We start from the raw sequence: 23624 nt of genomic DNA, 5'->3' as shown, positions 1-23624 counted from the left end.
AGTGGCAGGCGGGATCAATCCAAAATCCGGACCGAACTGTTGAACCATTGCGAGGCCCGCCGCGTTTCCCGTGGTTGGCCACAAGGGAGGAACCACCAGTGAAAGCATCCTATCTCGTCTCGGCCGCGCTCATTGCGGCATCCGCAATGCCCGCGGCGGCTGGCGAAATTTCCGACGGCAAGGTCAAGATCGGCATCCTCAACGACCAGTCGGGCGTCTATGCCGATTTCGGCGGCAAATGGTCGGTCGAGGCCGCCAAGATGGCGGTCGAGGATTTCGGCGGCAAGGTGCAGGGCACGCCGATCGAGATCGTCAGCGCCGACCACCAGAACAAGCCGGACATCGCCTCCAACATCGCGCGCCAGTGGTACGACACCGAGCAGGTCGACGCGATCATGGAGCTTACGACGTCTTCCGTCGCGCTCGCCGTGCAGGGGCTTTCCAAGGAAAAGAAGAAGATCGACATCGTCACCGGCGCGGCTTCGACCGACCTTACCGGCAAGCAGTGCTCGCCTTATGGCTTCCACTGGGCCTATGACACGCACTCCCAGGCGGTCGGCACCGGCGGCGCGCTGGTGCAGCAGGGCGGCGACAGCTGGTATTTCATCACCGTCGACTACGCCTTCGGCTACTCGCTGAAGGAGCAGACCGCCAAGCTGGTCGAATCCAGCGGCGGCAAGGTGCTGGGCGAGGTGCGTTATCCGCTGGGCTCCACCGACTATTCCTCCTTCCTGCTGCAGGCGCAGTCCTCCGGCGCCAAGATCATCGGCCTTGCCAATGCCGGCCTCGATACCTCCAATTCGATCAAGCAGGCGGCCGAGTTCGGCATCGTCGCCGGCGGCCAGCGGCTGGCAGCTCTTCTCTTCACGCTGGCCGAGGTGCATGGCCTTGGCCTGCAGGCGGCGCAGGGCGTCGTGCTCACCGAAGGCTATTACTGGGACCGCGACGACAAGAGCCGCGATTTCGCGCAGCGCTTCTTCAAGCGCACCAACCGCATGCCGAACATGATCCAGGCCGGCACCTATTCGGCGGTGACGCAGTACCTCAAGGCCATCGACAAGGCCGGCACCGACGAGACCGAGGCGGTGGCCAAGCAACTGCACGAGATGCCGGTCAACGACGTCTTCACCGCCAACGGCAAGGTGCAGGCCGACGGTTCGATGGTGCACGACATGTATCTCTACCAGGTCAAGAAGCCGGAAGAGTCGAAGAAGGACTGGGACTACTACACCTATCTGGCGACCATTCCCGGCGACAAGGCGTTCATGAAGGCCGAGGAAAGCGGCTGTCCGCTCGTCACCAAGTGACGCTCGAAACCGCAACGGCTGTCCGGCCGGACGGCGGCGAAGAGATGCCGCGGGTGGTGCTTTCCGCCCGCGGCCTGCGGCGCGACTTCGCCGGTTTCGTCGCGGTTAAGGATGTCGACCTCGACGTTCATCACGCCAAGATTCACGCGCTCATCGGCCCGAACGGCGCCGGCAAGACCACCATCTTCAACCTGTTGACCAAATTCCTGCAGCCGACCAGCGGCAGGATCGAGCTGCTCGGCACCGACATCACCCGCACGCCGCCGGCCAGGGTGGCGCGCATGGGGCTGGTCCGCTCCTTCCAGATCTCGGCGATCTTTCCGCACCTGACCGTCCTCGACAATGTGCGCGTGGCGCTGCAGCGCCCTGGCGGGCTGGGCTACCAGTTCTGGCGCCCGGTCTCGGCGCTTGACCGGCTCACGCCGAGGGCGCGCGAGCTGCTCGCCATCGTCGGGTTGGACGATGCCGCGCATCGTATGGCCGGCGATCTCTCCTATGGCCGGAAGCGCGTGCTGGAGATCGCCACGACGCTGGCGCTCGATCCGAAGGTGCTTTTGCTCGACGAGCCTATGGCGGGCATGGGGCACGAGGATGTCGGGATGATCTCCGGCATCATCCGTTCGCTGGCCAAGGACCGCGCCGTGCTGATGGTCGAGCACAACCTCACCGTCGTCGCCGATCTTTGCGACTGGATCACCGTCATGCAGCGCGGCCAGGTGCTCGCCGCCGGCGACTATGCGACGGTCAGCCAGGACGAGCGCGTGCGCGTCGCTTACATGGGGACCGAGCATGGGGGGACCGAGCATGGGTGAGCCGCTGCTTGCCCTGCGCGACCTCCACGCCTGGTATGGCGAGGGCCATGCGCTGCATGGGGTTAACCTCGAAGTGCAGCGCGGCGAGACGGTGACGCTGCTTGGCCGCAACGGCGTCGGCAAGACCACCACGTTGCGCGCCATCATGGGGCTGATCCGCAAGCGTACCGGTTCCGTCACCTTCAACGGCAAGGACCTGATCCGCCTGCCGCTCCACCGCGTCGCGCATCAGGGCATCGGCTTCGTGCCGGAGGAACGCGGCATCTTCGCCACGCTCACCGTCGACGAGAACCTGATCCTGCCGCCGGTCGTGGCCAAGGGCGGCATGAGCGTGGAGGAGATCTTCGAGCTCTTCCCCAATCTCAAGGAGCGCCGCAAAAGCCAGGGCACGAAGTTGTCCGGCGGCGAGCAGCAGATGCTGGCAATCGCCCGCATTCTTCGCACCGGCGTCGAGATGCTTTTGCTCGACGAGCCGACCGAGGGACTGGCGCCCGTCATCGTCCAGCGCATCGGCGAATTGCTGGCGACGCTGAAGAAGCGCGGCATGACGACTCTTCTGGTCGAGCAGAATTTCCGCTTCGCCGCCCACATCGCCGACCGCTTCTATCTGATGGACCACGGCAAGGTGGTGGAGGGCTTTCCGGTCGAGCAGCTTTCCGCGCATACCGACAAGCTGCACGAGGTGCTGGGGGTATGATCGGGACGATGGGCCAACAGACACCGCCTTCGGGACGCCGCCGGTCGGGCGCAGATCGCGTCTTGCCGTGTACCTGCCGAGCGTCGGCGCTGCCCCTCATCGCCCTGCCGGGCACTTCTCCCCGTATAGTGACGGGGAGAAGGAGCTGCCCGCACTGCCGGCCTCCTTTCTGCGACGTTGGCGATTGGCGAAAACGGCGACGAGAGCGCCCCTCTCCCCGTCACTATACGGGGAGAGGATGCCGGCAGGCAGGTGAGGGGCGGCGGCAACGTGGACAATTGGAGGTGCCGATGTCCGCTGGCCTCTCGGTGATCACGCCATGACCATGATCTTCGGCATCCCCATCCAGGCGCTTCTCGGCCAGCTCCTTGTCGGCCTCATCAACGGCTCCTTCTATGCCATGCTCAGCCTTGGCCTCGCCGTCATCTTCGGCCTGCTGCGCATCATCAATTTCGCTCACGGCGCGCTCTATATGCTCGGCGCCTTCATCGGCTATCTGCTGCTCGTCCATTTGGGCATCGGCTACTGGCCGGCGCTGATCATCGTGCCTTTGGCCGTCGGCCTGTTCGGCATCGTCGTCGAGCGCCTGGCGCTGTCGCGCCTCTACCGCCTCGATCCCCTCTACGGCCTGCTCTTCACCTTTGGCCTGGCGCTCGTCATCGAAGGCGTGTTCCGCTACTACTACGGCGTCTCCGGCAACCCCTATGCGGTGCCGACGCTGCTTGCCGGCGGCACCAATCTCGGCTTCATGTTCCTGCCCAACTATCGCGGCTGGGTGGTGGTGGCCTCGCTCATCGTCTGCATCGGCACCTGGCTGCTGATCGAGAAGACCAGGCTCGGCTCCTACTTGCGCGCCGCCACCGAGAACCCCGAACTGGTGCAGGCATTCGGCGTCAACGTGCCGCTCTTGCTCACGCTCACCTACGGGCTGGGTGCGGCGCTGGCGGGCCTTGCCGGCATCCTCGCCGCGCCCGTCTACCAGGTCAGCCCGCTGATGGGCTCGGACCTGATCATCGTCGTCTTCGCCGTCGTCGTGGTCGGCGGCATGGGCTCGATCTTAGGGGCCATCGTCACCGGCTACATGCTCGGCCTCGCCGAGGGCCTGACCAAGGTTTTTTACCCCGAAGCCTCCAACCTCGTCGTCTTCGTCATCATGGCGGTCGTGCTGCTGCTTCGGCCGGCTGGCCTGTTCGGAAGGGACGCCTGACATGAGCGAGGCGACCCTTCACGAAGCGCGCGCCGCCGCCTCCATGCGGCTGGAAAGGGCTCTGGTGGCCCTGGGCATAGCGGCGCTCCTCGCGGCGCCTTTCGTCATCTACCCGATCTTCGTGATGAAGATGCTGTGCTTCGCGCTGTTCGCCTGCGCCTTCAACCTGCTGCTCGGCTACACCGGCCTGCTCTCCTTCGGCCACGCCGCCTTCTTCGGCGGCGCGGCCTATTTCTGCGCCTATGCGGTGAAGGCCTGGGGCTGGCCGCCCGAGGCCGGCATCCTGCTCGGCACCGCGGGTGCGGCGGCAATGGGTCTCGTCGTCGGCTTCCTCGCCATCCGCCGGCAGGGCATCTATTTCGCGATGATCACGCTGGCGATGGCGCAGATGTTCTATTTCTTCTGCGTTCAGGCGCCGTTCACCGAGGGCGAGGACGGCATCCAGGGCATTGCGCGCGGCCATCTCTTCGGCATCCTCGATCTCAACGTGCCGATGAACATGTATTTCTTCGTGCTCGCCGTCTTCCTGATCGGCGTCTTCGCCATCTGGCGCATCGTCCACTCGCCCTTCGGCATGATCCTGCGCTCGATCCGGGAGAACGAGAACCGCGCCATTTCGCTGGGCTATTCGGTCGGCCGCTACAAGCTCGCCGCCTTCGTCATGTCGGCCACCCTTGCCGGCCTTGCCGGCGCGGTGAAGGCGATCGTCTTCCAGTTCGCCACGCTGACGGACGTGACCTGGCAGATGTCGGGCGAGGTGATCCTGATGACGCTGCTCGGCGGCATCGGCACCATGGTCGGCCCGGTGGTCGGCGCCGGCCTGGTCGTCGGGCTCGAAAACACGCTTGCCACCTCCGGCTTCCCGGTGACCATCGCCACCGGCCTGATCTTCATGGTCTGCGTACTGATCTTCCGGCGCGGGATTGTCGGGGAGGTCTATGCGCGATGGCTGGGGCGGCAAAGGGGCGAGGGGTGAAGTTGGCGAAAGCGACCGCGACATCCCGGCTGCTTCGTCTTCCAACGGCAACTCGGCGCCGCTGCACAACCCGGCCTACGACTTCAACGACGAAGGCCTGCTGCACGGAGCACGTTTCATGCCGCGGTGGTGAGGAGACGGCTGGCGGTGGGCGGTTAGCGATCTCCCCCCTTGTGGGGGAGATGCCCGGTCCACCCTCCTCAGCTGCTGCGGAGGACGGGCAGGGCGGAGGGGGGCGCTGTCCCGCCAGCGTTTCGGCACTTGGTGCTTCGGGGCTCCCCCCGCTTCGTCATCCTCGGGCTTGACCCAGGGCTTGACCCGAGGATCCATGCCGTGACGATCGACGTAAAGTGCTGCGGTGCAGAATTCTGCAACCGTTGCAACGCCTCAGCGTCACGGCATGGATCCTAGGGTCTTCGCCGCGTCGCTTCGCTCCTTGCTTCGCCCTAGGATGACGAAGCCGATAGGCGGCGCCATCCGTCGGCTCCGACCCGGTAACCCTTTCTTCTTTCGTTCCGTGCACAATGGTCAGACGGGGGACGGAAGAAAACCAGGGCATGGCGGACGACGAGAAACGCAAGGGCGAATTCTGGGCGCTGGCGCTCGACCGCGCCCAGCTTGGCCTTTGGGACTGGAACCTCGCGACCGGCGACTGCTATTATTCGCCGACCTGGTCGCGGATGCTGGGCTATGCCGAGGGCGAGCTCGCCAACACGTCCGATCTCTGGCTGAAGCTCACCCATCCCGACGACCGCGAGCGGGCGCTGGCGAGCGGCGACCGTCACATTGCCGGCCTCGTCGATTCCATCGAGACGGAACTGCGCCTGAAGCATAAGGACGGCCATTGGGTCTGGGTGCTCGACCGCGGCGGCATCGTCGAGCGCGACGCCGAGGGCAAGCCGCTGCGGCTGATGGGCGTGCAGACCGACATTACGAAGCAGAAGGAGGCCGAGGCCGCGCTGGAGCAGGTCAATGTCCGCTTTCGTCTCGCGCTCGCCGCCAGCGGCACCGGCATCTGGCACTACGACATCGGCACCAACAAGAGCTATTGGGACGCGCGCACCAGGGAGATCTTCGGCCTGGTCAGCGACACCGACGAGGTGACGGCCGATCTCTGGCACACTTATCTCCACCCGGACGACAAGGAGGCGACCGAGCGCGCCCACCTGCCGCCGCCCGGTTCGGAAAGCGTTACCGCCACGCAGTACCGCATCGTGCGGCGCGACGGCGTGGTCCGCCATGTCGAGTCGCTGGTGCGCTTCATCGCCGCCGCCGGTTCCGCCGGGCAGATCCTCGGCACCGTGCGCGACATCACCGACGAGAAGAAGCGCGCCGAGGAGCTCGCCTACGCCGCCCACCACGACGCGCTGACCGGGCTGTGGAACCGCGCCGCCTTCGACCGGCTGCTGGCCGAAAACATCGGCGCCGCGAACCGGCTGCCGCTCGCCGTGTTCTACGTCGACCTCGACTACTTCAAGGCGCTCAACGACTATGCCGGCCATGCCGCGGGCGATATCGCGCTGAAGAGCGTCGCCGCGGGCATCCGCGCCAGCCTGCCGCCCACGGCGCATGCCGCGCGCCTCGGCGGCGACGAGTTCGCGCTGCTGGTGCCGAACTGCGACGACGCCTGCGCCGAGCGGCTCGCCCGCGCCGTGCTCGCCGCGGTGCGCGACGCCGACCTTGGCTCCGCCGCGACGTCCCGCAGGTTGGCGGCCAGCATCGGCATCGCCTTCGTGCGCGATCCCAGGATGACGGTGGCCGACGCGCTGGCCTGCGCCGACGACGCCTGCTACGTCGCCAAGGCCGGTGGGCGCGACCGTTTCGCGGTGTTCGCTCCCGAAACGGCCTCGGGTTCCGGCGGTCTCAACGCCGCGCGGCTTGCCGCCAAGCTGGTCGACGCGATGGAGGACGGCAGGCTGAAGCTGTTCGGCCAGGAGATCCATCGCCTGGGCAGGCCCTGGGAAGAGAGCCGCCATGTCGAGGTGCTGGCGCGGCTCGAAGGCCGCAACGGCAAGCTGATCCCGCCGGGCGAGTTCATACCGGTGGCCGAGCGCTTCGGCCTTGCCGCCCGGCTCGACCGCTGGATCATTCGCACGGCGCTGTCGCGCCATGGCAAGGCGATGCTCTCCGGCGCCATCTCGCTCGACTTCAACCTCTCCGCGCAGACGCTCTCCGATCCGCAGCTTTGGGGTTTCGTCGACCAGGCCATGGCCGAAAGCGGCGCGCCGCCGTCGGCCATCGGCTTCGAGATCACCGAGACAGCCGCCGTCACCAATTTCGACGCCGCGGAAGAGTTCGTGCGCAAGGCCAGGCAGCGCCATTGCCGCGTCAGTCTCGACGATTTCGGCGCCGGCATGAGCTCCTTCGAATATCTGCGGCGCTTCCCCATCGACGCCATCAAGATCGACGGCTCCTTCGTCGAGCACATCGCCGACAGCCGCTTCGACCGAGAGATCGTCTCGGCGATCACTGGCATCGCCCGCTCGATGGACTGTGCGGTCGTGGCCGAAAAGATCGAGGAAGGGAACGCGCTGGAGATCCTCATCGGCATGGGCGTCGCCTATGGCCAGGGCTATCTCCTGCACCGGCCCGAGCCGCTGGAGGCGATCGTGGCGCGGGCCGCGCTCGAAAGGCCGCGTGCCAGGATGGGCGGCATAAAATAAGCGACTGCTAAAATTGCGATCACTTGCTTAAGCGCGCCGTAATCCGCCGGGGCAATGATCCGCACCTGAAAACAGATCGGAGCGACTGATGAAAAACCTTCCCTTGCTGGCGGCGACCGCGATCGGCCTCCTCGGCATCTGTGCGGCGCAGCCGTCATACGCGGGCTCCGACCATGGCGGCCAGGTGTCGGCGGCTGCGACCGAGGATGACGACGACCAGATCACCACCACCAGCGTCGATGGCGACCACGAAGCCACCGAGAATGACGAGACCGACCATCAGGCCGACGGCGTCGAGTCGGGCTCGCATGAAGGCGACCAGGGCGACGATGAGGACGGCGACCACGATGGCGGCGACAGCGGCGGCCATGATGGTGGCGGTGATAGCGGCGGTCATGACGGCGGCGACAGCGGCGGCGGCGACGACTGATTGAGCGTCAATCTCCCCGACGGAGAGACCATCGCCACTAAAGCAATTCCAGGAAAAGTGGAAACGGTCGGGCTCGGCGACTTCGCCGCAGCCTTCCGTCCGGAATTGCGGCAAAACAGAGAGATAGAGCGGTTTGCCGTTTCCATGAAACGGTAAACCGCTCTAGGAAATTCTTAGGACAATTGTGCTACTGGCGTGCCGAACCGGCTTTTTGCTTTGCTCAAGGCATGACGTCTTGGCTCGACTATCCGGCGTCTACTCTATGACGGATGGGCGCCCTAGAGGCCAGCAATGTCTTCACCTCCCACGCTGAACAGCGCCGCCCTTCTGACCCTGCAGCAGCAACATCCGGCGCCGGCGCCCAGATCGGCCGCGGATCGTCTCATATCGAGCATCAATCGCGCTGCCGAACCCGACGGCGCCGGCTCGCCGCTAATCCAGGCGCAGGCCAAAATCTCCCGATCCATGTTCAGCGTGAACAGCCTCAACGTCACGGCGATAAAGGTCCGGCTGATGGAGCGGGCAGGCAAGGAGTTCGGCATCGACCAGGCCGACTACGAATCCGTGACGTCCTATGCTTCGGCCGTCAAGAACGCGGTCGAAGCCATGAAACGGCAGTCTCCCTCCGCGGTCGCCGAAATCGAAAGGCAGCTTGGCCTGGACCAGCTTGGCATTTCGCTCGATATGCTGGTCAACACGATCGTCGATCCGCAAGGCGGCGACAGCGACAGGCTGGACGCCGCCCTGGCAAAACACCTGGGTGATCATGGCAAGGATGAGGCGAGTACCGCCTCGCTGCAGCCGGACGAAATCGGGCTGTATGGCGGCTGATAGCTGATCTCCTCCACAAGGGGGAAGATCAGCAGCTCCGGCGTCCGCATCAATGATGCGCGTGGCGTTCCGCGTTGCGCTTGCGGGTTGCCGCGGCCTTCTTGGCCGACGCCGACCGCGCCGCCGCCGACCTCTCACCCGACGCATTGCCGCCCATTCTACCGCCCTTGTGCGCCGCCGGATTGCCGGTGTGCTTGCCGCGGCCGGAGCCGCCTTCCTTCTTGCCGCCGGCGTCGTCCCTGTTGACGGTCGCCCAGGCCCGACGCTCGGCTTCCTTCTCGGACACCCCGCGGCTCTCATAGCCTTCGGCGATGTGGTCCGCCTTGCGTTCCTGTTTGTCGCTGTATTTCGATTTGTCTCCGCGTGGCATTCTTCTTCTCCTGTTGCGCTGAGTGACGTTCAAGGGTGAAGGCCAAAATCCTAGGAGCCTTTCTTCTTGGCGATGTCGCCCAAGTCGGATCGCTCGGGATCCTTGTTGTTCTCGCCGGCTGCGTCTCGATCCTCGTCTGGATCATCCTTGGCCGGCAGGTAGCCGGGCGGGCGGTTCTCTTCCGGGCCTTCCCAGCGCGGCCACTGGTCGGACGTTCCCGGTGATCCCTTCTTCGGTGAATTGCTCATTTTTGCCTCTCTTTCCGCAGCGCGATCAGCCCTCGGCCTTCATGGTGCGCGCGATCCTCAAAAGCTCGTCACGGTCGTGCCCGTGCTCACGGATCAGCTCGCGCGCCTGCCTCGGCGAGAGGTCGCTGTTCTCGGCCAGGAAGCGCACGTCCGGATCCTCGCCGCCCTTGGTCGGCAATTGATTGGACGACGGCGAATGACTGGACAACCTGCTCGACGATGGCGAGTGACCGGCGCCCGGTCGGTTCGGAAGTTCTTTCCTGTGCATCATTTTTCTCCTTCCGCTATTGGACCAACCCTCGGGCCGGGGAGTTGTTCCGTTCGCCGGACCAGCTCCGCTTACTTGGGATGCCGCTCGCGCTTCGAGGCCGCCTTCTTGCGGCGCAGCACCTCGTCGGTTCCGACGATAGTCTTCGAGCCCCCGGTGATGGCGGTGGACACGACCGCAGGCGGATCGCTGGCCGGGAAACTATCCTCCAGGCCGGACTGAAGCTGTTCCTCCAGCGTCGCCGGTATCTCCGACCGCCCTTGCGTGCGGCGGTTGTCGATCTCCTCCAGATCATGCTTGGCATCAGGATGTTCGCGCACATTGCGTAGCGTCGAGGTGATGAGCTCGACCGCGAACTCCTTCAGCGCGTCGCCATCCGGCGCGGCGACGACGGTTTCCTCGATGAGGCGCAGAAGCGATGCCTCGAGCTTGTCCAGCTCCTTCATGCCCTGGCGGCGCTCCAGCGTCTGCGCCAGTGCATTGATCAGCAGCGGAGCGAAGATCGAATAGGCATGCATACGTGTCTCGTCGACGCGCTCGGGATGAAGTGTGCGCATGGACATGAGTGCCTCCGTTGAAACATCCTCTTGGCAGCGGCGGCCGCCGGGTGTTTTAGGAACCGGGGGGAGGGGAAGAAGTTCCAATCGCTTGGGGCGGGAGGCTTGGAGCGGCAGCGCAGCTGCGAACGAAAACCGCTGCGCGCCTTCCTGGAATTGCTGAAGAGCCGGCGCACCCGCGAAGGGATCGCGGGAACGCAGCTTCACTATCGGCTGGCCGCCCTTGCGGCCGGGTCAGGACTGGCCGCCCTTGCGGCCGGCTTCCGAGGCACGCCGGCGGTCTTCGGCGAAATTGCCGCTGCCGCCCCTGTGCTGACCAGCGCTCTGCTGGCGCATGTTGCGGTCCTCGGCCTGCTGTTGGCCGCTGCGGCGATGCTGGTCGTCGCGGTTCTTGTGGCTCTGCTGGCCGGCCCTGACATGCTGTTCGTGAGTTCCGCCTTGATTAGGCATATCTACTGCTCCATTGGTTGGGGATTGGTCTTCGGGGTGAATTCAAGGAGGTCTGACATCCTTGAGTAAGGAGAACCGATGCCCGCGATCGATGTTCCCCCGCGAAATATTTCGTGAATCCTGCACCCCAGGACGCTGGCGCGAAGTCTCGTATGCGCTGGCCGATCGGCATGGGCGTGTGCGCGGGGGCCACGGTCCGAACGGCCCCTACGACTGAAGTCCGAGTGGCCCGCGCATTGGGCCGTTGACGGCAACCAAAGCAAAAGCTTTGAGTTGGTGAGCGGTCGTCGATGGATTCTCCTCCGTCGTCGGCATTTTGGGTGCCCGCCATTTCCGCGCAAAGGCGGGCGCCCAATACCGTCGGAACCCAAAAATCATCGGACAAGGAAGCCGCTTTGCCGGTTTCGAAAGCGAGACGACGTTTGACTTTCATTTCTGCCAAGCCCCAACTCCGAGAGCCTGAAAGCCACCCCGCAAACGACAATCATCTCTCCGCTCTCGCCGACATCTCGATCCTCCAACTCATCAATGATGATGACGATGTTGCCGACATAGCCAGGCGCGCCGAGCGTCTGGGCAATGCCGTGGTGATCGTGATGGCGCTCTGCCTGATCCTCGCGCCGGCGATCTATCTCACCCTGGCCTACGCGCTTTAGGGCGTGATCCCGAACCGGAGGGCAGCGAACGCAAAAGTGGGAGCTGGCTTCCGGACACGATCATGCTCCGACAAAGAGCTAGTGGTAGAAATCTGACGCTTGGTACCCGACGGGGAATACCTCTTCTGTCCCCGACGCGGACGCTCGCTCGCCGCGGCCGAATTCACCCCCATGACCCTTGCGGTCGCTTGGCGTTTGGGAGCGTTCGTCTGCCTTACGTCCATAAGCTGTCATCGCTAACCGGCCGGCCTGCTCTGGCAGAGCAACTCGATTGATATCGTTCGGGCAGTTACCCTTTAGACCCAGCCTCGGACACTCCAGGAATGAGGGACGTGGCGTTCACTGCTCGTTTCTCGTCAAGGCCGGCAAATATTTTCCGAAAGCGTGGGTGATTGCGGATCGGGTCGAAGTCGGGCTCGTTGCTGATCAGAGATAGCTGGAGCGGGTTGGTATGCTGCGCAAATTTTTCGAGATGGTCCAACGCTTCGTCATGATCGCCTATGACAGAAAGAGCGGCCGCGATGTTGTAGCGGCCGGCGAGATCGTCAGGATCGATGACAAGGGCGCGAGCGATCAAATTCCTCACCCTCCCGGCTTCACCCAGATACGCAAGCAAAAGCGCTGCCCGGTGGGCAGGCCCGCCATTTTCAGGATGCAGCGCCAGCATCTCTTCCGCGAGTTGGAGCGATTTGCGTGCGCATCGCTCGGCTTCCGCGAAGCGCCCGAGCCCGCGATACACTGATGCCAGGAAATACGAAGGCATGTAGTCATCGGGATGAATCTCGGCGGCGCGTTCGCTGTATACCGCCGACGCGGCAAAGTCGCCCTTGAGATAGCAAAGCCGCGCATAGAAGAAATTCGCCTCAAACGAGTTGGGATCCACGGAAAGCGCCTGTTCAAAGGCTGCAGTAGCCTCATCGGTGCGGCCGTCATGCTGAAGTGCCAGGCCAAGCGAAGCATGAGCCTCCGCAAGACCTGGATCGAGCGCAATAGCCTTGGCGCTCGTTTTCATGATTGCCTCCGGCGAAACCTTCTCGGAGTGCCATACAAAAAGGGTCGCGTCGCATGCGGCTATGCCGGCATATGCGCGCCCGTAGTCCGGGTCCAATGTCGCGGCCATCGCAAACATTCGGCGCGCCGAAAGCAGGTGCGATTTGGTCCATTCCCGGAAGAGTTCTCGCCCTTTGAGATAATAAGTATAGGCCTCCACATTTGCGGTTGATGCTTTCTCTATCGCTTTCTTCTCCTCGGGGAGAAGCCTGACCTTAAGTTGCTCGACAATGGTGCGGGTGATCTCGTCTTGGATCGCGAAGATGTCGATCAAGTCCCGATCGTAGCGGTCAGCCCAGATATGCCCACCATCCGCCGCATCGATGAGCTGCCCGGTGACCCGCACGCGCTGCCCCGCCTTCCGAACGCTGCCCTCGAGCACAAATTTGACGTCGAGTTCCAGTGCCGCCTGCTGCACCCTGATCGGCTTGCCTTTGTAGGTAAAGACCGTATTGCGGGCGACGACGTAAAGGCCGGATACTTTCGACAGATCGGTGATGATGTCCTCGGTTATTCCGTCGGAGAAGTACTCCTGCTCAGGGTCACCACTCATATTATTGAATGGCAGTACTGCAATGCGCGGCCTTGCACTATCCCATCGATCCTTGGAAGAGGGAGCGCGGTCATCGGCGCCGGCGGCAGCGCCGAGCAAAATGTTATAGACGCGAACCGGCCGGTCAATATTCTTCAAAGACCGTTCGCCCATGTCTTCGAATACGAGATCAAGCCGGCTGCCAACATGGTCGCGAACGGAGCCGGAAATAGAGATGCCACCCGGCTCTGCGAATGCCTCCAGTCGAGCCGCCAGGTTGACGCCGTCGCCGAAAATATCGTCATTTTCAACAATCACATCGCCCAGATTGACACCGATGCGGAACTCGATGCGGCGACCGGGCGGCACGTCGCGGTTTCGGTCGCGCATGCCGCGCTGGATATCCACCGCGCAGGCAACTGCATTCACCACGCTTGAAAACTCGATGAGCAGGCCGTCGCCTGTCAGCTTGACGATGCGTCCATGGTGCCTCGCAACGCTGGTGTTGAATAATTCTGTCCGATGATGGTTCAAATCGGCGAGCGTGCCGGCCTCGTCCAAGCCCATGAGGCGACTGTAACCCACCACATCCGCGGCGAGAATGGCGGTTAGTCTGCGTTCCACCTGCCCTCTCCGAAGTTCGGTCGAATGGAATTTATCCTGCTGTCGAATGCAAGTCGCGCAAATCTTTTGAAGGCAAAGTCGAGGCTGCACTCAGGCTATTCTGGTGCGGTAGGCGCGGACTGCAGCTCCAACGTCGCATACAACGAGGTCTGCTTTCGGGCAGCGGCCAGGCACTCGCTTTAGCCGACTTTGGGGCAAGGCATTTGCGGTTCAGCCCAGAGTTCGCCGTGTTTTCGCGACGTAGCATTAGTTCCCTATGGGAATGGCTGCTTTTCCGCTCCACCTAGCCGGAAGCTGCCAGACCGGCCTCGGCCCGTTTTCGGTCGTTCGATGATAGTCGTTGCGCTGGCCGCTTCTCGCGCACCTTGCTCGTTCCTATCGGCAACAGGCGACGGGGAGTTCCATCCTGATCGGGCCTACGACCCGGCACCAAGCGTCAGACTCTGACTGCTAGATCAGGACGGCGGTTCAACCAAACGTCATGCTGATCTGGCCGGCAGCAGAAAATCGCCGAGCATGGCGGCTGTCTCGTCGGGCAATTCCTCTGGAAAGAAATGACCGCCGGGTACCGCGCCGCCCCGCACATCGTCCGCCCACTCTCGCCACAGCGCCAGCGGGCCGCCTTCGGCCGCATACCATTCGGAGAGCGCGCCGTGCCCGCTCCAGAGCGCCAGCACCGGGCAGGCGATGCGCCGGTCGGCTGATCGATCGGCAAGGTCATGCTCGCGGTCGAGCGTCGCCGCGGCCCGGTATTCCTCGCAGATGGCATGGATATGGACCGCGTCGCACAAGGCCCCGACGTAAGCCCGCCTCACCGCGGTCGGGAACACGTCGGGCGAGGAGCCCCAGCCTCCCAGGGCGTTGTCGACGATCGCATCGGCGGCCGCCGCCATGATCTTCTCCGGCAGCGGCTCAGGCTGCGCCAGCAGCGACCATGGCCAATAGCCGAGCGCCAGCCGGGCGTCGGCCCGGTCCCAGGCATCGGCGGTGGGGATGATGTCGAGTACGGCGAGTTTCTCGACGCGGTCGGGATGGTCGAGCGCCAGCCGATAGGCGACCCGCCCGCCACGATCGTGCCCGGCAACCATGAACCGCGAAAAGCCGAGCTTCGTCATCAGCGCCGCAAGGTCGGCAGCCATGGCGCGCTTGGCGTAGGGAGCATGATCCGGACTGGACGGCGGGCAGGAGCTTCTTCCATAGCCGCGCAGGTCGGCGCAGACGACGCTGAAGCGGTCGGCGAGCTTCGGCGCCACGTCGCGCCACATCAGATGCGTTTCCGGAAAGCCATGCAGCAGAAGCAGCCCCGGCCCGCTGCCGGCCCGGCGAATGAAATTGCGCGCTTCGCCCGTGTCGACTTCGGCGACTTCAAACCCTTCGAACATGTTCTGCCTTTCCGGCAACGGAACGGCCAAGGTCACGGATGGTTGCCGAGGCCGCTGGGCGTGCTTCAACCCGGCGGACCCTTGCCGGCGCGCGACGATAGCGCATCGAGCATCGAGAGCGCCGCGCTTGGGTCGGCCGGCTTCAGCAGGCCCTGTTGCGCGGCGGCCTTCTTGAAGGCGGCGAAGGCAACCGCCGGCCGGCAGATGCCTGCCACGGCGTCGTCCACCAGCCGTGTCGCGGCGAGATAGTCCGGCGCCTCTTTGTCTTTCCATGCCCCGTTCAGCGCCTTCTGCGCGTCGGCGATCGTTGGCGAAGCGGATGGTGAGCGGCAGGAAGCGGCTCATTGCCAGTCACCATCCGAACCATTCATGCGCGCGCCAGGCGAGGCCGACGAACGGCGCTGCGGTCAGTACCGCGGCAGCCAGGATGAATAGCGGATTGTTCGTGCGAACGGGTTTCATGTTGCCACCACAAAGATTTGGATCGCCATAAACGAAGATGCCGCGGCCGGTTGCATCCCATTGGTCCGGGCAGACCCAGGGGCAGGCAACATATTGCTCGCTGGCGGATGGGCTGTGCCAGACGGGGGGCGACCGCCAGGCCGAACGAAGGCCAACCTTTTCCACCGGCGTGCGTTGTGTCTCAGGAGATGACGATGCCGACCAGCATCCGATCGAAAAACCGAGACCGCGAAGATGGCGCGACGTCGCGGTTTGGCGCCGGAACGCCAGCCCGCCCAGTCACATCACCGGCGAGATCCTGCCGATCATCGGGGGTTACTGAACCTGAGGAGGATCCAATGAAGAAAGCACTTCTTGGCCTCGCCATCGTCCTGATGTCGGGAATGACTGCCGTGGCACAGACCCAGCCGAAGAATCCGCAGATCGAGGACTGCCAGGTCAAGCCGGATGACAACGCAATGCCGAAGCAGAACGGCCAGCAGCCGAAAGCCCAGGCCGATAGTCAGTCCAACAACCTTTCCGGCAGCCTGGCACCCTGCGGCGGCGTGCTGAAGCCGCCGCCCACCGGCGACAAGAACGCAACCATCCCGCCTCCCACCGGCAGTGAAATGCCTGTGATCAAGCCGGGCGAGATCCCGCCGCAGCCGTCAAAATAGAACGCCGCATCGGCCTGGCGTGAAACTTTTCCCGCGCAGGCGAGTTGTTGCCTGCGTAGTTCCCGAATACCCGAACTGCTTCCCACAATTGCCGCCCCGGCTCTCCCATCCGGGGCGGTTTTTTACCACCGGACACGGACCCGACAAACTTTGCCTCATTGCACTGTGTCGGCGGCACCGGCGCGGAACCATCCGGCTCGCGCCGGATTGACCTCTGCGGGCCGCGTCAGCCGGACCTGGTGGCAAAGAGAACAGGGTGGTTTTTCCGGCTTCATACCCTGGCCAACGAAAAGGCAGTCGAGCTCTTGTCCCACCCGGCCCGCTCCAATTCGGGCGAGCGTGCATGGCAAGACGTCCGGCATTCGAACCTGCATCTCCCGTCCGAGATAGGCGGTGAGGAACATGCCGCGCTGGTTCCAGGAAGCCTGGGTTCTGCTGAAAGAGAGCATCACCGGTTATCTCGACGACAATGCGCTGAGTCATGGCGCGGCGATGGCCTTCTACGCCGCGACCTCGCTGGCGCCGATCCTTCTGATCGTCGTGGCGATCGCGGGTATCGTCATCGGCAACGACGCCGCTCAGCTCGCCCTTTCGGCCGAGTTCGCGGGCGTGATGGGTCCGCAAAGCGCCGACCTCCTCAAGGCAGCGATCGAGACTGCCTCGCATCGCGGTTCCAGCACGCTGGCCACCGTCATCGGGCTGGTGGTGCTGCTTGTCACCGCCTCCGGCGTCTTCGGCGAGATGCAGCAGTCGCTGAATCAGATATGGAAGGTCAAGCCCGGTGGCGTTTCGCTTTCCCGCCTGGTGCGGGCGAGGGCGGCGAGCCTCGGCCTCGTGGCGGCTCTTGGTTTCATGCTTCTGGTGTCGCTTGCCGCGAGCACGGCGATCTCGGCGCTGGGCGAATACATCAACCGGCGTCTGCCGTTCGGCGAACTGATCGTGAGCTCGATCAACACCGTCGTCTCCTTTGTGCTGATCGCGCTGCTCTTTGCGGCGATCTATAAGGTCCTGCCGGACCGCACGCTCAAATGGCGCGACGTCGGCGTCGGCTCAATCGTCACCGCGCTTTTGTTCACCATCGGCAAGTCGCTGATCGGCTGGTACATCGGCACCAGCGCCATCGCCACCTCCTATGGCGCTGCCGGCGCGCTGATGGTTGTGCTGCTGTGGGTCTATTACTCGGCCCAGATATTCCTCTTCGGCGCCGAGATCACCCGCGCCTATTCGGTGCGGAGCGGCAGCCAGCGGGATCTCGCGCCGGTGGTGGCGGCGAGCGGTAAAACGCCACGGTCGGACGGTCCATCCAAGCTGGGTATATCGGAGGGCGAGGTTGTCCTATGGATCCTTCTCATCAGCAGTCTGATCACGGTGCTGGTCTCGGGGTTCCGGCGGTGGAGGCAGGGGTGACGCTGCTCGCCGGTGACCCGAGGCTTGGCTTTTTTCGGTCCTGCCGCTCCTCCTGACGCTTTTCGATTTCGTAGGAAAGCCAGCGGCAGAACATGCCGGCGATCGACGTGGCGGCGCCGCCGAGCAGGCAGCCGGTCAGCAGCGGACTTTTCGACGCGCTCTCCCAACTGACGATCGCCAGCAAGGCCACGCTGATCGTCGAGACAATATAGCCTATGCCCTTGAGCAGATGCAGCGACGGTCTGGTCATTTGGAGAAGCCGCCCTTTCGCCATGAGGAACAAACACCCCTCTACTGAAGTTCCATCTTCGCAGTGTCCCTCCAAGGTAGCTGCCGGCCGGCCGATACGTCCGGTCGAGCCTGCGCTTTGCAAAAAGGCGCAGGCCTTCGCGAAGTGACAGGGCTTCCATGCATCGACCGCTTTACGTCCTTGCCGAGTTCCTTTCCCGACCATGGGGACTTTATGTGCTGCTGACAGCCGCGCTGATTTGTGTCGCTGCCGCCAGCGCCCCTCTCGGCACCTATATCGTCTCGATCTCGGCATTAGGACTCACCGGCGTCGTGCTGATCCAGAACGCGCGCGATACGGCCGCCATGCAGGCCAAGCTCAACGAGATCATCGTTGCGCTGGAGGCCGCCCGCAACGAGGTTGTCGGCCTAGAGCATAAATCGCCGGAGCACATAAACGAGGAACTGGAGAATATCGAAACCCATGCTGCCGCGGCTGGCGTGAGCGCTTCCAGGCCCGCGTCCCGGTGAACAACCGACCGATCGCGCTGCCGTCAACCTTTGAACTTTCTCTAGGCGTCGGCCATCTGCCTTCTCCTTGCCTCGGCGCAGCGGGCGCGGAGCTCTTCGACCTCGGCTTCCGTGAGATGTTCTATGCCGATGAAATCATTCTTGGCGTGGCCGGAGCGGATCAATTCGTCGAGCTTGGCCTGCACGGCGGCTCCGTCGCGGTTCTGTGTGTTCTGGATCAGGAATACCATCAGGAAGGTGATGATCGTGGTGCCGGTGTTGACGACGAGCTGCCAGGTCTCCGAGTAGTGGAACACCGGCCCGGTTCCTCCCCAGATCAGAACTGATGCCAGGCAGAGAGCAAAGGCCCACTGCCTGCCGGTAGCGCGGGCAACGGCCTCCGCCATCCGGTTGAATGCCTTTTCCATGTGACGGTCTCAAATCGCGCCCGCCTGGGACGTGAATCCCAGGCCTCGGGAAAGGGGCAGGATTGAGGGAAGATTCCTCCCTCCACCCTAAGCCGCTTCGGCCGCTACGTTGACGGCCGATTCGGCAAGCTCGGTAAGTGCCGCGTCAGTCTCCTTTTCCTCTGCGAGCGTCTTGTCGAGAAGGTTGACAGCTTCGGCCAGGCCGAGTTCGGATGCCCAGGTCCGAAGCGTGCCGTAGCGCGAGATTTCGTAATGCTCGACCGCCTGCGCCGCCGCCAGCAGGCCGGCGTCGAGGGAAGGGGAACCCTTATACTCTTCCATGATCTCAGCGCCTTCCTCGGTGATGCCCATGATCGCGGCGCAAGTCTTGCCGACGGGTTTCTTGTCGATCACATCGAACACTTCCTCGAGCCGAGCCACATGTTCCTCGGTTTGGACGCGATGTTTTTCGAAGGCCGTCTTCAGGCGTCGTCCTGCGCTGCCTTGGCCATCTTGGGCAGCGTCGTGAGGATCTTCTTCTCGGCGAAGTAAATGTCCTTCAGCGTGTCGTGGAAAAGTTCGTTCAGGCCTTTCTTCGAGGCTGTTTTCGTACTCGCCATGTCTCAGATCTCCTGGTGGGGTTGGTCAGCCTCAACTCGATCCGAAACGACTTGTTCCAGAAAGAATTTTGGCCAGGAGAATCCCGGAAACGATCTTTTGTTATTGACTGCCTGTTTCGGTGCTCGGGGTGGCCGAGGCCCGCAATGGCTGCCCTTAGTACGCCATTGAAACCTTGTCGAGCCGAACGCGTTGCCTGACTTATCAAGCGGGAGGAACGTTATGATGCTGAAGACAGGGCCGGGGTGGGAGCAAGCCTATGAACCCCTCGAGTTTGCTCAAAAGTACGGCATGACTTTGAAGCAGGCCGAAATCGTCATCCATGCCAATGGCCCGTCGCGGCACAGATGCGATCTCGCTGCCCCGATCTTTCTCAGGGCAATAAAGCAACTCGCGAAGAATCGTGACAATCGCCCGCCGACCTGAGCGACTATCACCGCACAGATGCTTTCGTTTTTGGCTAGCCCTTGCGCTTTCTGCTGTCGGACGTCTTGAATGCTGGTGCCGCTGCCTCGCGCATCAGCCGCAGCGCCTCTTCTGGGGTCAGGCCGCATTTGCGGGCGAAGTAGGCCGCCTCATAGGCCTCGGCGGCGGATGTCGCCGTGACGACGGTCGGGCTGGGTGCGTTCTTCTTCTTGGCCATCGGTTCAGCGTGCCATGAATCACTTAGTCAGCTAATATGGCACCATTGTTCGGAAATCAAAATTCCTGACTTTCGATACCGCAGCCCGGTGAGGGGCTGCGGACTGATTCATCCGGACCGCGGGCGCTACCAGCCTTGGCGGCTCGCCCAGTCGTCGACGTCGCGGCGGACACGGTCCTTCGCGATGCCGTAGCGTTCCTGGATCTTGCCTTCGAGCTGGTCGCGCTTGCCCGCGATGCGGTCGAGGTCGTCGTCGGTAAGCTTGCCCCACTGTTCCTTCACCTTGCCCTTGACCTGCTTCCAGTTTCCTTCGACGCGGTTCCAATCCATGGCGCGGACCTCCTTTACTCGCACAATGAGCTAACGGCGGCGCCGGCCGCAGGTTCCTGTTTTTCGGCCGGCAGCGAAGGAACATTTAGACGCTGCTGATGTTCCTGTTTGCAGTACGGCGCGCATTCCCCACATCCCCGCGAAAGGCGCGCTGCCGGATCGGGTATCCAGAGCCCGGCCCAGCCCGCTCCGGTCGTCCCCTCCGGGGCGGGCTTCCAAATAGAGAGAGGAGATCATGCTTTACCAGGCAGCGAAGATCGCTGAAGACGTCCACCGCGGCCAGAAGGACAAGACCGGCCGTCCCTACATCGAACATGTGAGGCGCGTTGCTGACGCCGTCGAAACGCTCGACGAAAAGACCGTCGCCTACCTGCACGACGTGGTCGAGAAAGGCGAGGGCTGGACGCTCGAGCGGCTCGAGACGGCAGGCTTCGGCTTTCCAGTGGTCGCAGCGGTCGACGCGCTGACGAGGCGGCTGGACGAAGGCGAACGGGCTTTCATCTCTCGCGCCGCGGCGAACCCGCTGGCGAGGCCGGTCAAGCAAGCAGACCTCAGGGACAATTTGTGGCAGGCGCGCCAGATGGGCATCGAGCCGAGGAAATATGAAACCGGACTGCGCCTGTTGGATGAACAGGCCAACGGCTGATGGTCGGGCGTCGGTTCCAACCGCTAGCCCCGCCCGTCAGCACTTGTCGTCCACGTGCAGCAGATTCGTTGAGCCGTCCGAAAGCGGCGACCGTTCTTTCAACGCCTTTTCCAGATCGTTGCGGTTATCGGCTGGACAGGGGTCGGGCAGGTCGAGCGCCGTCCGCGCCTCGTCGTCGAACTCAATGGCCGCGCCATAGAGTTGTGCCACCTGCAGCACCAAACTCTCGATATCCTCGCGGGCGATGTTCTCCTCGACGTTATCGAGCCTGACTTCTTCCGACAACCTGATGATGTTGACAATCCCGTCCGCCCACAGGGCCTGCTGGACCTTGCAATGGACGTCGTTGCGCAACCGGTCGGAAAATCCTCGTAACATTGGAACCCTCCCTTTCACGGCGGGCGTCCCTCTTTGGGTACAATGTGCCCGAAGCGAGCGGATGGCAATACACAAATCTTAAAATCATTAAATAAATCAGTAAGTTAGTATAAGGTGTCAAAGGCAGTCTCGCAGCATCGTTGGTATCGTTGGTGCCAGTCTCCCTTCACGCATCGGCCCTCCTTGACGTCTTATGCGGCCAACCCTAGTTCTACTCAAAGTGAGGCACTTACTCATTTTGTGGTGTTGAACGTCTGTGGTGGAGGCAAAAGTGGCTGAGCTTGAGCGGCCGCAGCGGCTGCAGATCATGCTGACCGACGAGGAGTTGGCGGCGCTGGAAAACTGGCGTTTCGAAAAGCGCATGCCGAGCCGTTCGGCTGCGGTGCGTGAATTGCTGCGCCGAGGTCTTGCGTCGGACGGCTTCCTGACTGCCGAGGCTGGGGTGAAGTCACAGGATTTCGGCGTGCTGGCTCCTGAAAAAGCCAACGGCGATATTCCCGACCATTCCAAGGCCTAGGCGCTTGCCTTGACCCCCAGTCGCGCTAGCTAACGCCCATGGCGAAATCCGGGGGCAGGGAATCACAAGATGCCAGCGCAAATGCGCGGCTGGCGGCCATCGTCGACTCCTCGTTCGACGCCATTATCGGCAAAGACCTGAACAGCGTCATCACCGACTGGAACCGTGCGGCCGAACGCATGTTCGGCTACAGCGCGCAAGAAGCCATCGGCCGATCGATGCTGCTCCTCATCCCGGAGCATCTGCATGACGAAGAAGCCGACATCATCGGCCGCATCCGCAACGGCGAGGGCGTGGCGAGCTTCGACACGATGCGGAGGCGTAAGGACGGCTCACTGCTTGCCGTTTCGATAACGGTGTCGCCGATCAGGAGCCTTTCCGGCAATATTGTCGGCGCCTCCACGATCGCCCGCGACATCACCGCCGCCAAGGAAAGCGAGCGCCGCATTCGGCTCTTGATGCGCGAGGTCAACCACCGCGTGAAGAACCAGTTCGCGGTGATCCTGTCGATGGTGCGGGAAACCAACAAGCGCTCCGCCAGCCCCGGCGAGTTCGAGGAGATGATCCGCGCCCGCATCATGGCGCTGTCGCGCTCGCACGATCTTCTTGTGACTTCGGAATGGGCGGGAGCGAGCCTGTTCGACCTCATCCAGGAACATCTGAAACCGTTCGGCCATGAGGAGCGCATCTCGCTCTCCGGTCCCTTGCTGACGCTGCAGTCGAACGCCGTGCAGAATCTCGGCATGGCCTTCCACGAGCTTGGCACCAACTCGTCGAAATATGGTGCGCTGGCAGGCGAGGGCGGTCGCGTCGAGATCACTTGGACGGTCGAGACCGATCCGGAGGCGCGGCGCCGGTTTCACCTTGTCTGGCAGGAGACGTCGAATGCCGATGCCGGCAATGGCGAGCCAAATGAGGAGACGCGCAAGGGTTTTGGCACGGTGGTGCTGCAGCGTGTGGCGCCGCAAGCGCTCGGCGGCTCGTCCAGCCTCGAACGCTCGCCAGGCCAGATGAAATGGACGCTGACGGCGCCGCTGGAGGCCATCGTCGTGCCGCAGCTCGGCGTCGAGAACGAAGGCGACTTCAGCGTTTGAGAGGGGTATTTGCCGTCTGGCATCGGGGCTACGCAACCCATGGCTGCGCAAGCCCTCCCTTGCAGGTTCGTAAAAGTGTATTACATCAATTAACAGAGCGTGCGCGTCGCACGCGAACGCAGTTGCTTTTGTCAAGCTTCATCGATGGAGGTTGTCATGGCAAGCAAACTGATGGAAGAAAGGAAGAGCAAGGACTGGGTAACCTTGGTCCTCGCTATCTGCCTGTTCATCTCACCCTGGGTCATCGGATTCACCGCGGCAATGATGCCCGCGTGGAACGCCTGGATTGTCGGCGTCCTGCTCGGTGCGCTTGCCCTGGCAACGCTTTCGGTGTTCGCTGAATGGGAGGAATGGGTAAATATGGTCCTCGGGCTTTGGCTGATCGTGTCGCCCTGGTTCCTGGGCTTCGCGGCCGACAGGAACGTAATGATCACGCATGTCGTCCTCGGCGTGCTCGTGGTCGCGGCATCGGCCTGGGCCGTCTGGGACGTCCGTCATCCACACGCCCATGCGTGAGCGGTGATTGAAAGGGAGCCCGCCGCGCAAGCGGCGAGCTCCTTTAAAAGCAATTCCAGGAAAAGTGTGCCGCGGTTTTCCGTCCGGAATTGCGCGAAAGCAAAAGAGCAATTCCAGGAAAAGTGTGCCGCGGTTTTCCGTCCGGAATTGCG

At 63.1% G+C, this 23624-nt stretch carries 31 protein-coding genes and 2 pseudogenes; 19 read left to right on the top strand and 14 right to left on the bottom strand.

Features of this window, described 5'->3' with window-relative positions; all coding sequences use genetic code 11:
• Positions 1-98 precede the first annotated feature (98 nt).
• From QAZ47_RS24025 to QAZ47_RS23980, 10 genes and pseudogenes are all read left to right on the top strand, one after another.
• Positions 99-1307, top strand: coding sequence for an ABC transporter substrate-binding protein (locus QAZ47_RS24025; protein WP_278230979.1), 1209 nt, complete (start codon positions 99-101; stop codon positions 1305-1307).
• Positions 1308-1351: 44 nt separating this feature from the next.
• Positions 1352-2119 carry an ABC transporter ATP-binding protein gene (locus QAZ47_RS24020; protein ID WP_278233864.1) on the top strand — a complete coding sequence of 256 codons (768 nt, stop codon included), beginning with the start codon at positions 1352-1354 and terminating at the stop codon, positions 2117-2119.
• Positions 2112-2816, top strand: a complete 705-nt coding sequence (locus tag QAZ47_RS24015) for an ABC transporter ATP-binding protein (RefSeq protein WP_278230978.1) — start codon at positions 2112-2114, stop codon at positions 2814-2816. Before QAZ47_RS24020 ends, QAZ47_RS24015 begins: the two co-directional genes overlap by 8 nt.
• A gap of 319 nt (positions 2817-3135) precedes the next feature.
• Positions 3136-4023 carry a branched-chain amino acid ABC transporter permease gene (locus tag QAZ47_RS24010; RefSeq protein WP_278203252.1) on the top strand — a complete coding sequence of 296 codons (888 nt, stop codon included), beginning with the start codon at positions 3136-3138 and terminating at the stop codon, positions 4021-4023.
• A gap of 1 nt (position 4024) precedes the next feature.
• Positions 4025-4999, top strand: a complete 975-nt coding sequence (locus QAZ47_RS24005) for a branched-chain amino acid ABC transporter permease (RefSeq protein ID WP_278203251.1) — start codon at positions 4025-4027, stop codon at positions 4997-4999.
• Between the two features lie 24 nt (positions 5000-5023).
• Positions 5024-5158: pseudogene (locus QAZ47_RS24000) on the top strand (amidohydrolase); the annotation flags it as partial.
• Between the two features lie 398 nt (positions 5159-5556).
• Positions 5557-7662: an EAL domain-containing protein gene (locus QAZ47_RS23995; protein WP_278230977.1), complete on the top strand. Its 2106-nt coding sequence runs from the start codon at positions 5557-5559 to the stop codon at positions 7660-7662.
• Between the two features lie 88 nt (positions 7663-7750).
• The gene (locus QAZ47_RS23990) at positions 7751-8092 is read left to right on the top strand and encodes a hypothetical protein (protein WP_278230976.1); all 342 of its coding nucleotides are present in this window, start codon (positions 7751-7753) and stop codon (positions 8090-8092) included.
• Complete coding sequence (locus QAZ47_RS23985; protein ID WP_278230975.1) at positions 8093-8248, top strand: hypothetical protein; 156 nt, start codon at positions 8093-8095, stop codon at positions 8246-8248. It begins immediately after the preceding gene.
• A 135-nt stretch (positions 8249-8383) separates the two neighbouring features.
• The gene (locus QAZ47_RS23980) at positions 8384-8923 is read left to right on the top strand and encodes a hypothetical protein (RefSeq protein ID WP_278230974.1); all 540 of its coding nucleotides are present in this window, start codon (positions 8384-8386) and stop codon (positions 8921-8923) included.
• A gap of 49 nt (positions 8924-8972) precedes the next feature.
• Here QAZ47_RS23980 and QAZ47_RS23975 read toward each other — a convergent pair whose 3' ends face one another.
• The 5 genes from QAZ47_RS23975 to QAZ47_RS23955 all read right to left on the bottom strand — a co-directional run bounded on the left by QAZ47_RS23975 (position 8973) and on the right by QAZ47_RS23955 (position 10702).
• Complete coding sequence (locus QAZ47_RS23975; RefSeq protein ID WP_278230973.1) at positions 8973-9293, bottom strand: plasmid stabilization protein; 321 nt, start codon at positions 9291-9293, stop codon at positions 8973-8975.
• A 50-nt stretch (positions 9294-9343) separates the two neighbouring features.
• On the bottom strand, positions 9344-9541 hold the full coding sequence (locus QAZ47_RS23970; protein WP_278230972.1) for a hypothetical protein: 198 nt from the start codon (positions 9539-9541) through the stop codon (positions 9344-9346).
• Positions 9542-9566: 25 nt separating this feature from the next.
• Entirely contained in the window at positions 9567-9809 is a 243-nt protein-coding gene (locus tag QAZ47_RS23965) for a hypothetical protein (RefSeq protein ID WP_278233928.1), read from the bottom strand.
• 71 nt (positions 9810-9880) lie between these two features.
• Positions 9881-10372: a hypothetical protein gene (locus tag QAZ47_RS23960; protein ID WP_278230971.1), complete on the bottom strand. Its 492-nt coding sequence runs from the start codon at positions 10370-10372 to the stop codon at positions 9881-9883.
• A 228-nt stretch (positions 10373-10600) separates the two neighbouring features.
• On the bottom strand, positions 10601-10702 hold the full coding sequence (locus QAZ47_RS23955) for a KGG domain-containing protein (protein WP_347566955.1): 102 nt from the start codon (positions 10700-10702) through the stop codon (positions 10601-10603).
• A gap of 404 nt (positions 10703-11106) precedes the next feature.
• On the opposite strand from QAZ47_RS23955, the gene QAZ47_RS23950 reads away from it, so the two are divergent.
• Positions 11107-11472 (top strand): hypothetical protein, encoded by a 366-nt coding sequence (locus tag QAZ47_RS23950; protein WP_278230970.1) that lies wholly within the window; start codon positions 11107-11109, stop codon positions 11470-11472.
• Between the two features lie 289 nt (positions 11473-11761).
• Here QAZ47_RS23950 and QAZ47_RS23945 read toward each other — a convergent pair whose 3' ends face one another.
• The 3 genes from QAZ47_RS23945 to QAZ47_RS23935 all read right to left on the bottom strand — a co-directional run bounded on the left by QAZ47_RS23945 (position 11762) and on the right by QAZ47_RS23935 (position 15344).
• Entirely contained in the window at positions 11762-13678 is a 1917-nt protein-coding gene (locus QAZ47_RS23945; protein ID WP_278230969.1) for a tetratricopeptide repeat protein, read from the bottom strand.
• Between the two features lie 479 nt (positions 13679-14157).
• Entirely contained in the window at positions 14158-15060 is a 903-nt protein-coding gene (locus tag QAZ47_RS23940) for an alpha/beta hydrolase (RefSeq protein WP_278230968.1), read from the bottom strand.
• A 65-nt stretch (positions 15061-15125) separates the two neighbouring features.
• Entirely contained in the window at positions 15126-15344 is a 219-nt protein-coding gene (locus QAZ47_RS23935) for a DUF982 domain-containing protein (protein WP_278207928.1), read from the bottom strand.
• Between the two features lie 516 nt (positions 15345-15860).
• On the opposite strand from QAZ47_RS23935, the gene QAZ47_RS23930 reads away from it, so the two are divergent.
• Entirely contained in the window at positions 15861-16178 is a 318-nt protein-coding gene (locus QAZ47_RS23930; RefSeq protein ID WP_278203239.1) for a hypothetical protein, read from the top strand.
• Positions 16179-16580: 402 nt separating this feature from the next.
• Positions 16581-17585: a YihY/virulence factor BrkB family protein gene (locus QAZ47_RS23925; protein WP_278230967.1), complete on the top strand. Its 1005-nt coding sequence runs from the start codon at positions 16581-16583 to the stop codon at positions 17583-17585.
• On the opposite strand, the gene QAZ47_RS23920 is transcribed toward QAZ47_RS23925, so the two are convergent.
• Entirely contained in the window at positions 17542-17868 is a 327-nt protein-coding gene (locus QAZ47_RS23920) for a hypothetical protein (protein WP_278230966.1), read from the bottom strand. The genes QAZ47_RS23925 and QAZ47_RS23920 overlap by 44 nt on opposite strands.
• Positions 17869-17993: 125 nt before the next feature.
• Between QAZ47_RS23920 and QAZ47_RS23915 the strand changes: the two genes are divergently transcribed.
• Positions 17994-18344 carry a low affinity iron permease family protein gene (locus QAZ47_RS23915; RefSeq protein WP_278230965.1) on the top strand — a complete coding sequence of 117 codons (351 nt, stop codon included), beginning with the start codon at positions 17994-17996 and terminating at the stop codon, positions 18342-18344.
• Positions 18345-18385: 41 nt separating this feature from the next.
• Here the strand turns inward: QAZ47_RS23915 and QAZ47_RS23910 are convergent, their stop codons facing one another.
• Positions 18386-18751 (bottom strand): low affinity iron permease family protein, encoded by a 366-nt coding sequence (locus QAZ47_RS23910; RefSeq protein WP_278203235.1) that lies wholly within the window; start codon positions 18749-18751, stop codon positions 18386-18388.
• An 87-nt stretch (positions 18752-18838) separates the two neighbouring features.
• Positions 18839-19350: pseudogene (locus QAZ47_RS23905) on the bottom strand (ferritin-like domain-containing protein).
• A gap of 220 nt (positions 19351-19570) precedes the next feature.
• On the opposite strand from QAZ47_RS23905, the gene QAZ47_RS23900 reads away from it, so the two are divergent.
• The gene (locus tag QAZ47_RS23900) at positions 19571-19774 is read left to right on the top strand and encodes a hypothetical protein (RefSeq protein WP_278230964.1); all 204 of its coding nucleotides are present in this window, start codon (positions 19571-19573) and stop codon (positions 19772-19774) included.
• A gap of 34 nt (positions 19775-19808) precedes the next feature.
• On the opposite strand, the gene QAZ47_RS23895 is transcribed toward QAZ47_RS23900, so the two are convergent.
• Positions 19809-19991, bottom strand: coding sequence for a hypothetical protein (locus QAZ47_RS23895; RefSeq protein WP_278230963.1), 183 nt, complete (start codon positions 19989-19991; stop codon positions 19809-19811).
• Positions 19992-20117: 126 nt separating this feature from the next.
• Positions 20118-20321 (bottom strand): CsbD family protein, encoded by a 204-nt coding sequence (locus QAZ47_RS23890; protein WP_278075741.1) that lies wholly within the window; start codon positions 20319-20321, stop codon positions 20118-20120.
• Between the two features lie 235 nt (positions 20322-20556).
• Between QAZ47_RS23890 and QAZ47_RS23885 the strand changes: the two genes are divergently transcribed.
• Complete coding sequence (locus tag QAZ47_RS23885; RefSeq protein WP_278230962.1) at positions 20557-20967, top strand: HD domain-containing protein; 411 nt, start codon at positions 20557-20559, stop codon at positions 20965-20967.
• Positions 20968-21003: 36 nt separating this feature from the next.
• On the opposite strand, the gene QAZ47_RS23880 is transcribed toward QAZ47_RS23885, so the two are convergent.
• Positions 21004-21345 (bottom strand): hypothetical protein, encoded by a 342-nt coding sequence (locus QAZ47_RS23880; RefSeq protein WP_278230961.1) that lies wholly within the window; start codon positions 21343-21345, stop codon positions 21004-21006.
• A gap of 271 nt (positions 21346-21616) precedes the next feature.
• On the opposite strand from QAZ47_RS23880, the gene QAZ47_RS23875 reads away from it, so the two are divergent.
• The 3 genes from QAZ47_RS23875 to QAZ47_RS23865 all read left to right on the top strand — a co-directional run bounded on the left by QAZ47_RS23875 (position 21617) and on the right by QAZ47_RS23865 (position 23472).
• A complete protein-coding gene (locus QAZ47_RS23875; RefSeq protein ID WP_278075744.1) occupies positions 21617-21862 on the top strand; it encodes a hypothetical protein in 246 nt (81 codons plus the stop codon).
• A gap of 38 nt (positions 21863-21900) precedes the next feature.
• Positions 21901-22956, top strand: coding sequence for a PAS domain S-box protein (locus QAZ47_RS23870; RefSeq protein WP_278230959.1), 1056 nt, complete (start codon positions 21901-21903; stop codon positions 22954-22956).
• A gap of 156 nt (positions 22957-23112) precedes the next feature.
• Positions 23113-23472, top strand: coding sequence for an SPW repeat protein (locus tag QAZ47_RS23865; RefSeq protein WP_278203228.1), 360 nt, complete (start codon positions 23113-23115; stop codon positions 23470-23472).
• Positions 23473-23624: the final 152 nt, after the last annotated feature.

The sequence above is a fragment of the Mesorhizobium sp. WSM4904 genome, assembly GCF_029674545.1.
Taxonomy (GTDB): domain Bacteria; phylum Pseudomonadota; class Alphaproteobacteria; order Rhizobiales; family Rhizobiaceae; genus Mesorhizobium.
The sequence above is the reverse complement of the archived record's forward strand: the minus strand, read 5'-3'. Positions and strand labels throughout refer to the sequence as shown.

Coding starts and splice junctions, on each gene's coding strand:
- QAZ47_RS24020 (WP_278233864.1), top strand. CDS start 1,352: ATGCCGCGGGTGGTGCTTTCCGCCCGCGGCCTGCGGCGCGACTTCGCC.
- QAZ47_RS24015 (WP_278230978.1), top strand. CDS start 2,112: ATGGGTGAGCCGCTGCTTGCCCTGCGCGACCTCCACGCCTGGTATGGC.
- QAZ47_RS24010 (WP_278203252.1), top strand. CDS start 3,136: ATGACCATGATCTTCGGCATCCCCATCCAGGCGCTTCTCGGCCAGCTC.
- QAZ47_RS24005 (WP_278203251.1), top strand. CDS start 4,025: ATGAGCGAGGCGACCCTTCACGAAGCGCGCGCCGCCGCCTCCATGCGG.
- QAZ47_RS23995 (WP_278230977.1), top strand. CDS start 5,557: ATGGCGGACGACGAGAAACGCAAGGGCGAATTCTGGGCGCTGGCGCTC.
- QAZ47_RS23990 (WP_278230976.1), top strand. CDS start 7,751: ATGAAAAACCTTCCCTTGCTGGCGGCGACCGCGATCGGCCTCCTCGGC.
- QAZ47_RS23980 (WP_278230974.1), top strand. CDS start 8,384: ATGTCTTCACCTCCCACGCTGAACAGCGCCGCCCTTCTGACCCTGCAG.
- QAZ47_RS23975 (WP_278230973.1), bottom strand. CDS start 9,293: ATGCCACGCGGAGACAAATCGAAATACAGCGACAAACAGGAACGCAAG.
- QAZ47_RS23970 (WP_278230972.1), bottom strand. CDS start 9,541: ATGAGCAATTCACCGAAGAAGGGATCACCGGGAACGTCCGACCAGTGG.
- QAZ47_RS23965 (WP_278233928.1), bottom strand. CDS start 9,809: ATGCACAGGAAAGAACTTCCGAACCGACCGGGCGCCGGTCACTCGCCA.
- QAZ47_RS23960 (WP_278230971.1), bottom strand. CDS start 10,372: ATGTCCATGCGCACACTTCATCCCGAGCGCGTCGACGAGACACGTATG.
- QAZ47_RS23955 (WP_347566955.1), bottom strand. CDS start 10,702: ATGCGCCAGCAGAGCGCTGGTCAGCACAGGGGCGGCAGCGGCAATTTC.
- QAZ47_RS23950 (WP_278230970.1), top strand. CDS start 11,107: ATGGATTCTCCTCCGTCGTCGGCATTTTGGGTGCCCGCCATTTCCGCG.
- QAZ47_RS23940 (WP_278230968.1), bottom strand. CDS start 15,060: ATGTTCGAAGGGTTTGAAGTCGCCGAAGTCGACACGGGCGAAGCGCGC.
- QAZ47_RS23930 (WP_278203239.1), top strand. CDS start 15,861: ATGAAGAAAGCACTTCTTGGCCTCGCCATCGTCCTGATGTCGGGAATG.
- QAZ47_RS23925 (WP_278230967.1), top strand. CDS start 16,581: ATGCCGCGCTGGTTCCAGGAAGCCTGGGTTCTGCTGAAAGAGAGCATC.
- QAZ47_RS23915 (WP_278230965.1), top strand. CDS start 17,994: ATGCATCGACCGCTTTACGTCCTTGCCGAGTTCCTTTCCCGACCATGG.
- QAZ47_RS23910 (WP_278203235.1), bottom strand. CDS start 18,751: ATGGAAAAGGCATTCAACCGGATGGCGGAGGCCGTTGCCCGCGCTACC.
- QAZ47_RS23900 (WP_278230964.1), top strand. CDS start 19,571: ATGATGCTGAAGACAGGGCCGGGGTGGGAGCAAGCCTATGAACCCCTC.
- QAZ47_RS23895 (WP_278230963.1), bottom strand. CDS start 19,991: ATGGCCAAGAAGAAGAACGCACCCAGCCCGACCGTCGTCACGGCGACA.
- QAZ47_RS23890 (WP_278075741.1), bottom strand. CDS start 20,321: ATGGATTGGAACCGCGTCGAAGGAAACTGGAAGCAGGTCAAGGGCAAG.
- QAZ47_RS23885 (WP_278230962.1), top strand. CDS start 20,557: ATGCTTTACCAGGCAGCGAAGATCGCTGAAGACGTCCACCGCGGCCAG.
- QAZ47_RS23880 (WP_278230961.1), bottom strand. CDS start 21,345: ATGTTACGAGGATTTTCCGACCGGTTGCGCAACGACGTCCATTGCAAG.
- QAZ47_RS23870 (WP_278230959.1), top strand. CDS start 21,901: ATGGCGAAATCCGGGGGCAGGGAATCACAAGATGCCAGCGCAAATGCG.
- QAZ47_RS23865 (WP_278203228.1), top strand. CDS start 23,113: ATGGCAAGCAAACTGATGGAAGAAAGGAAGAGCAAGGACTGGGTAACC.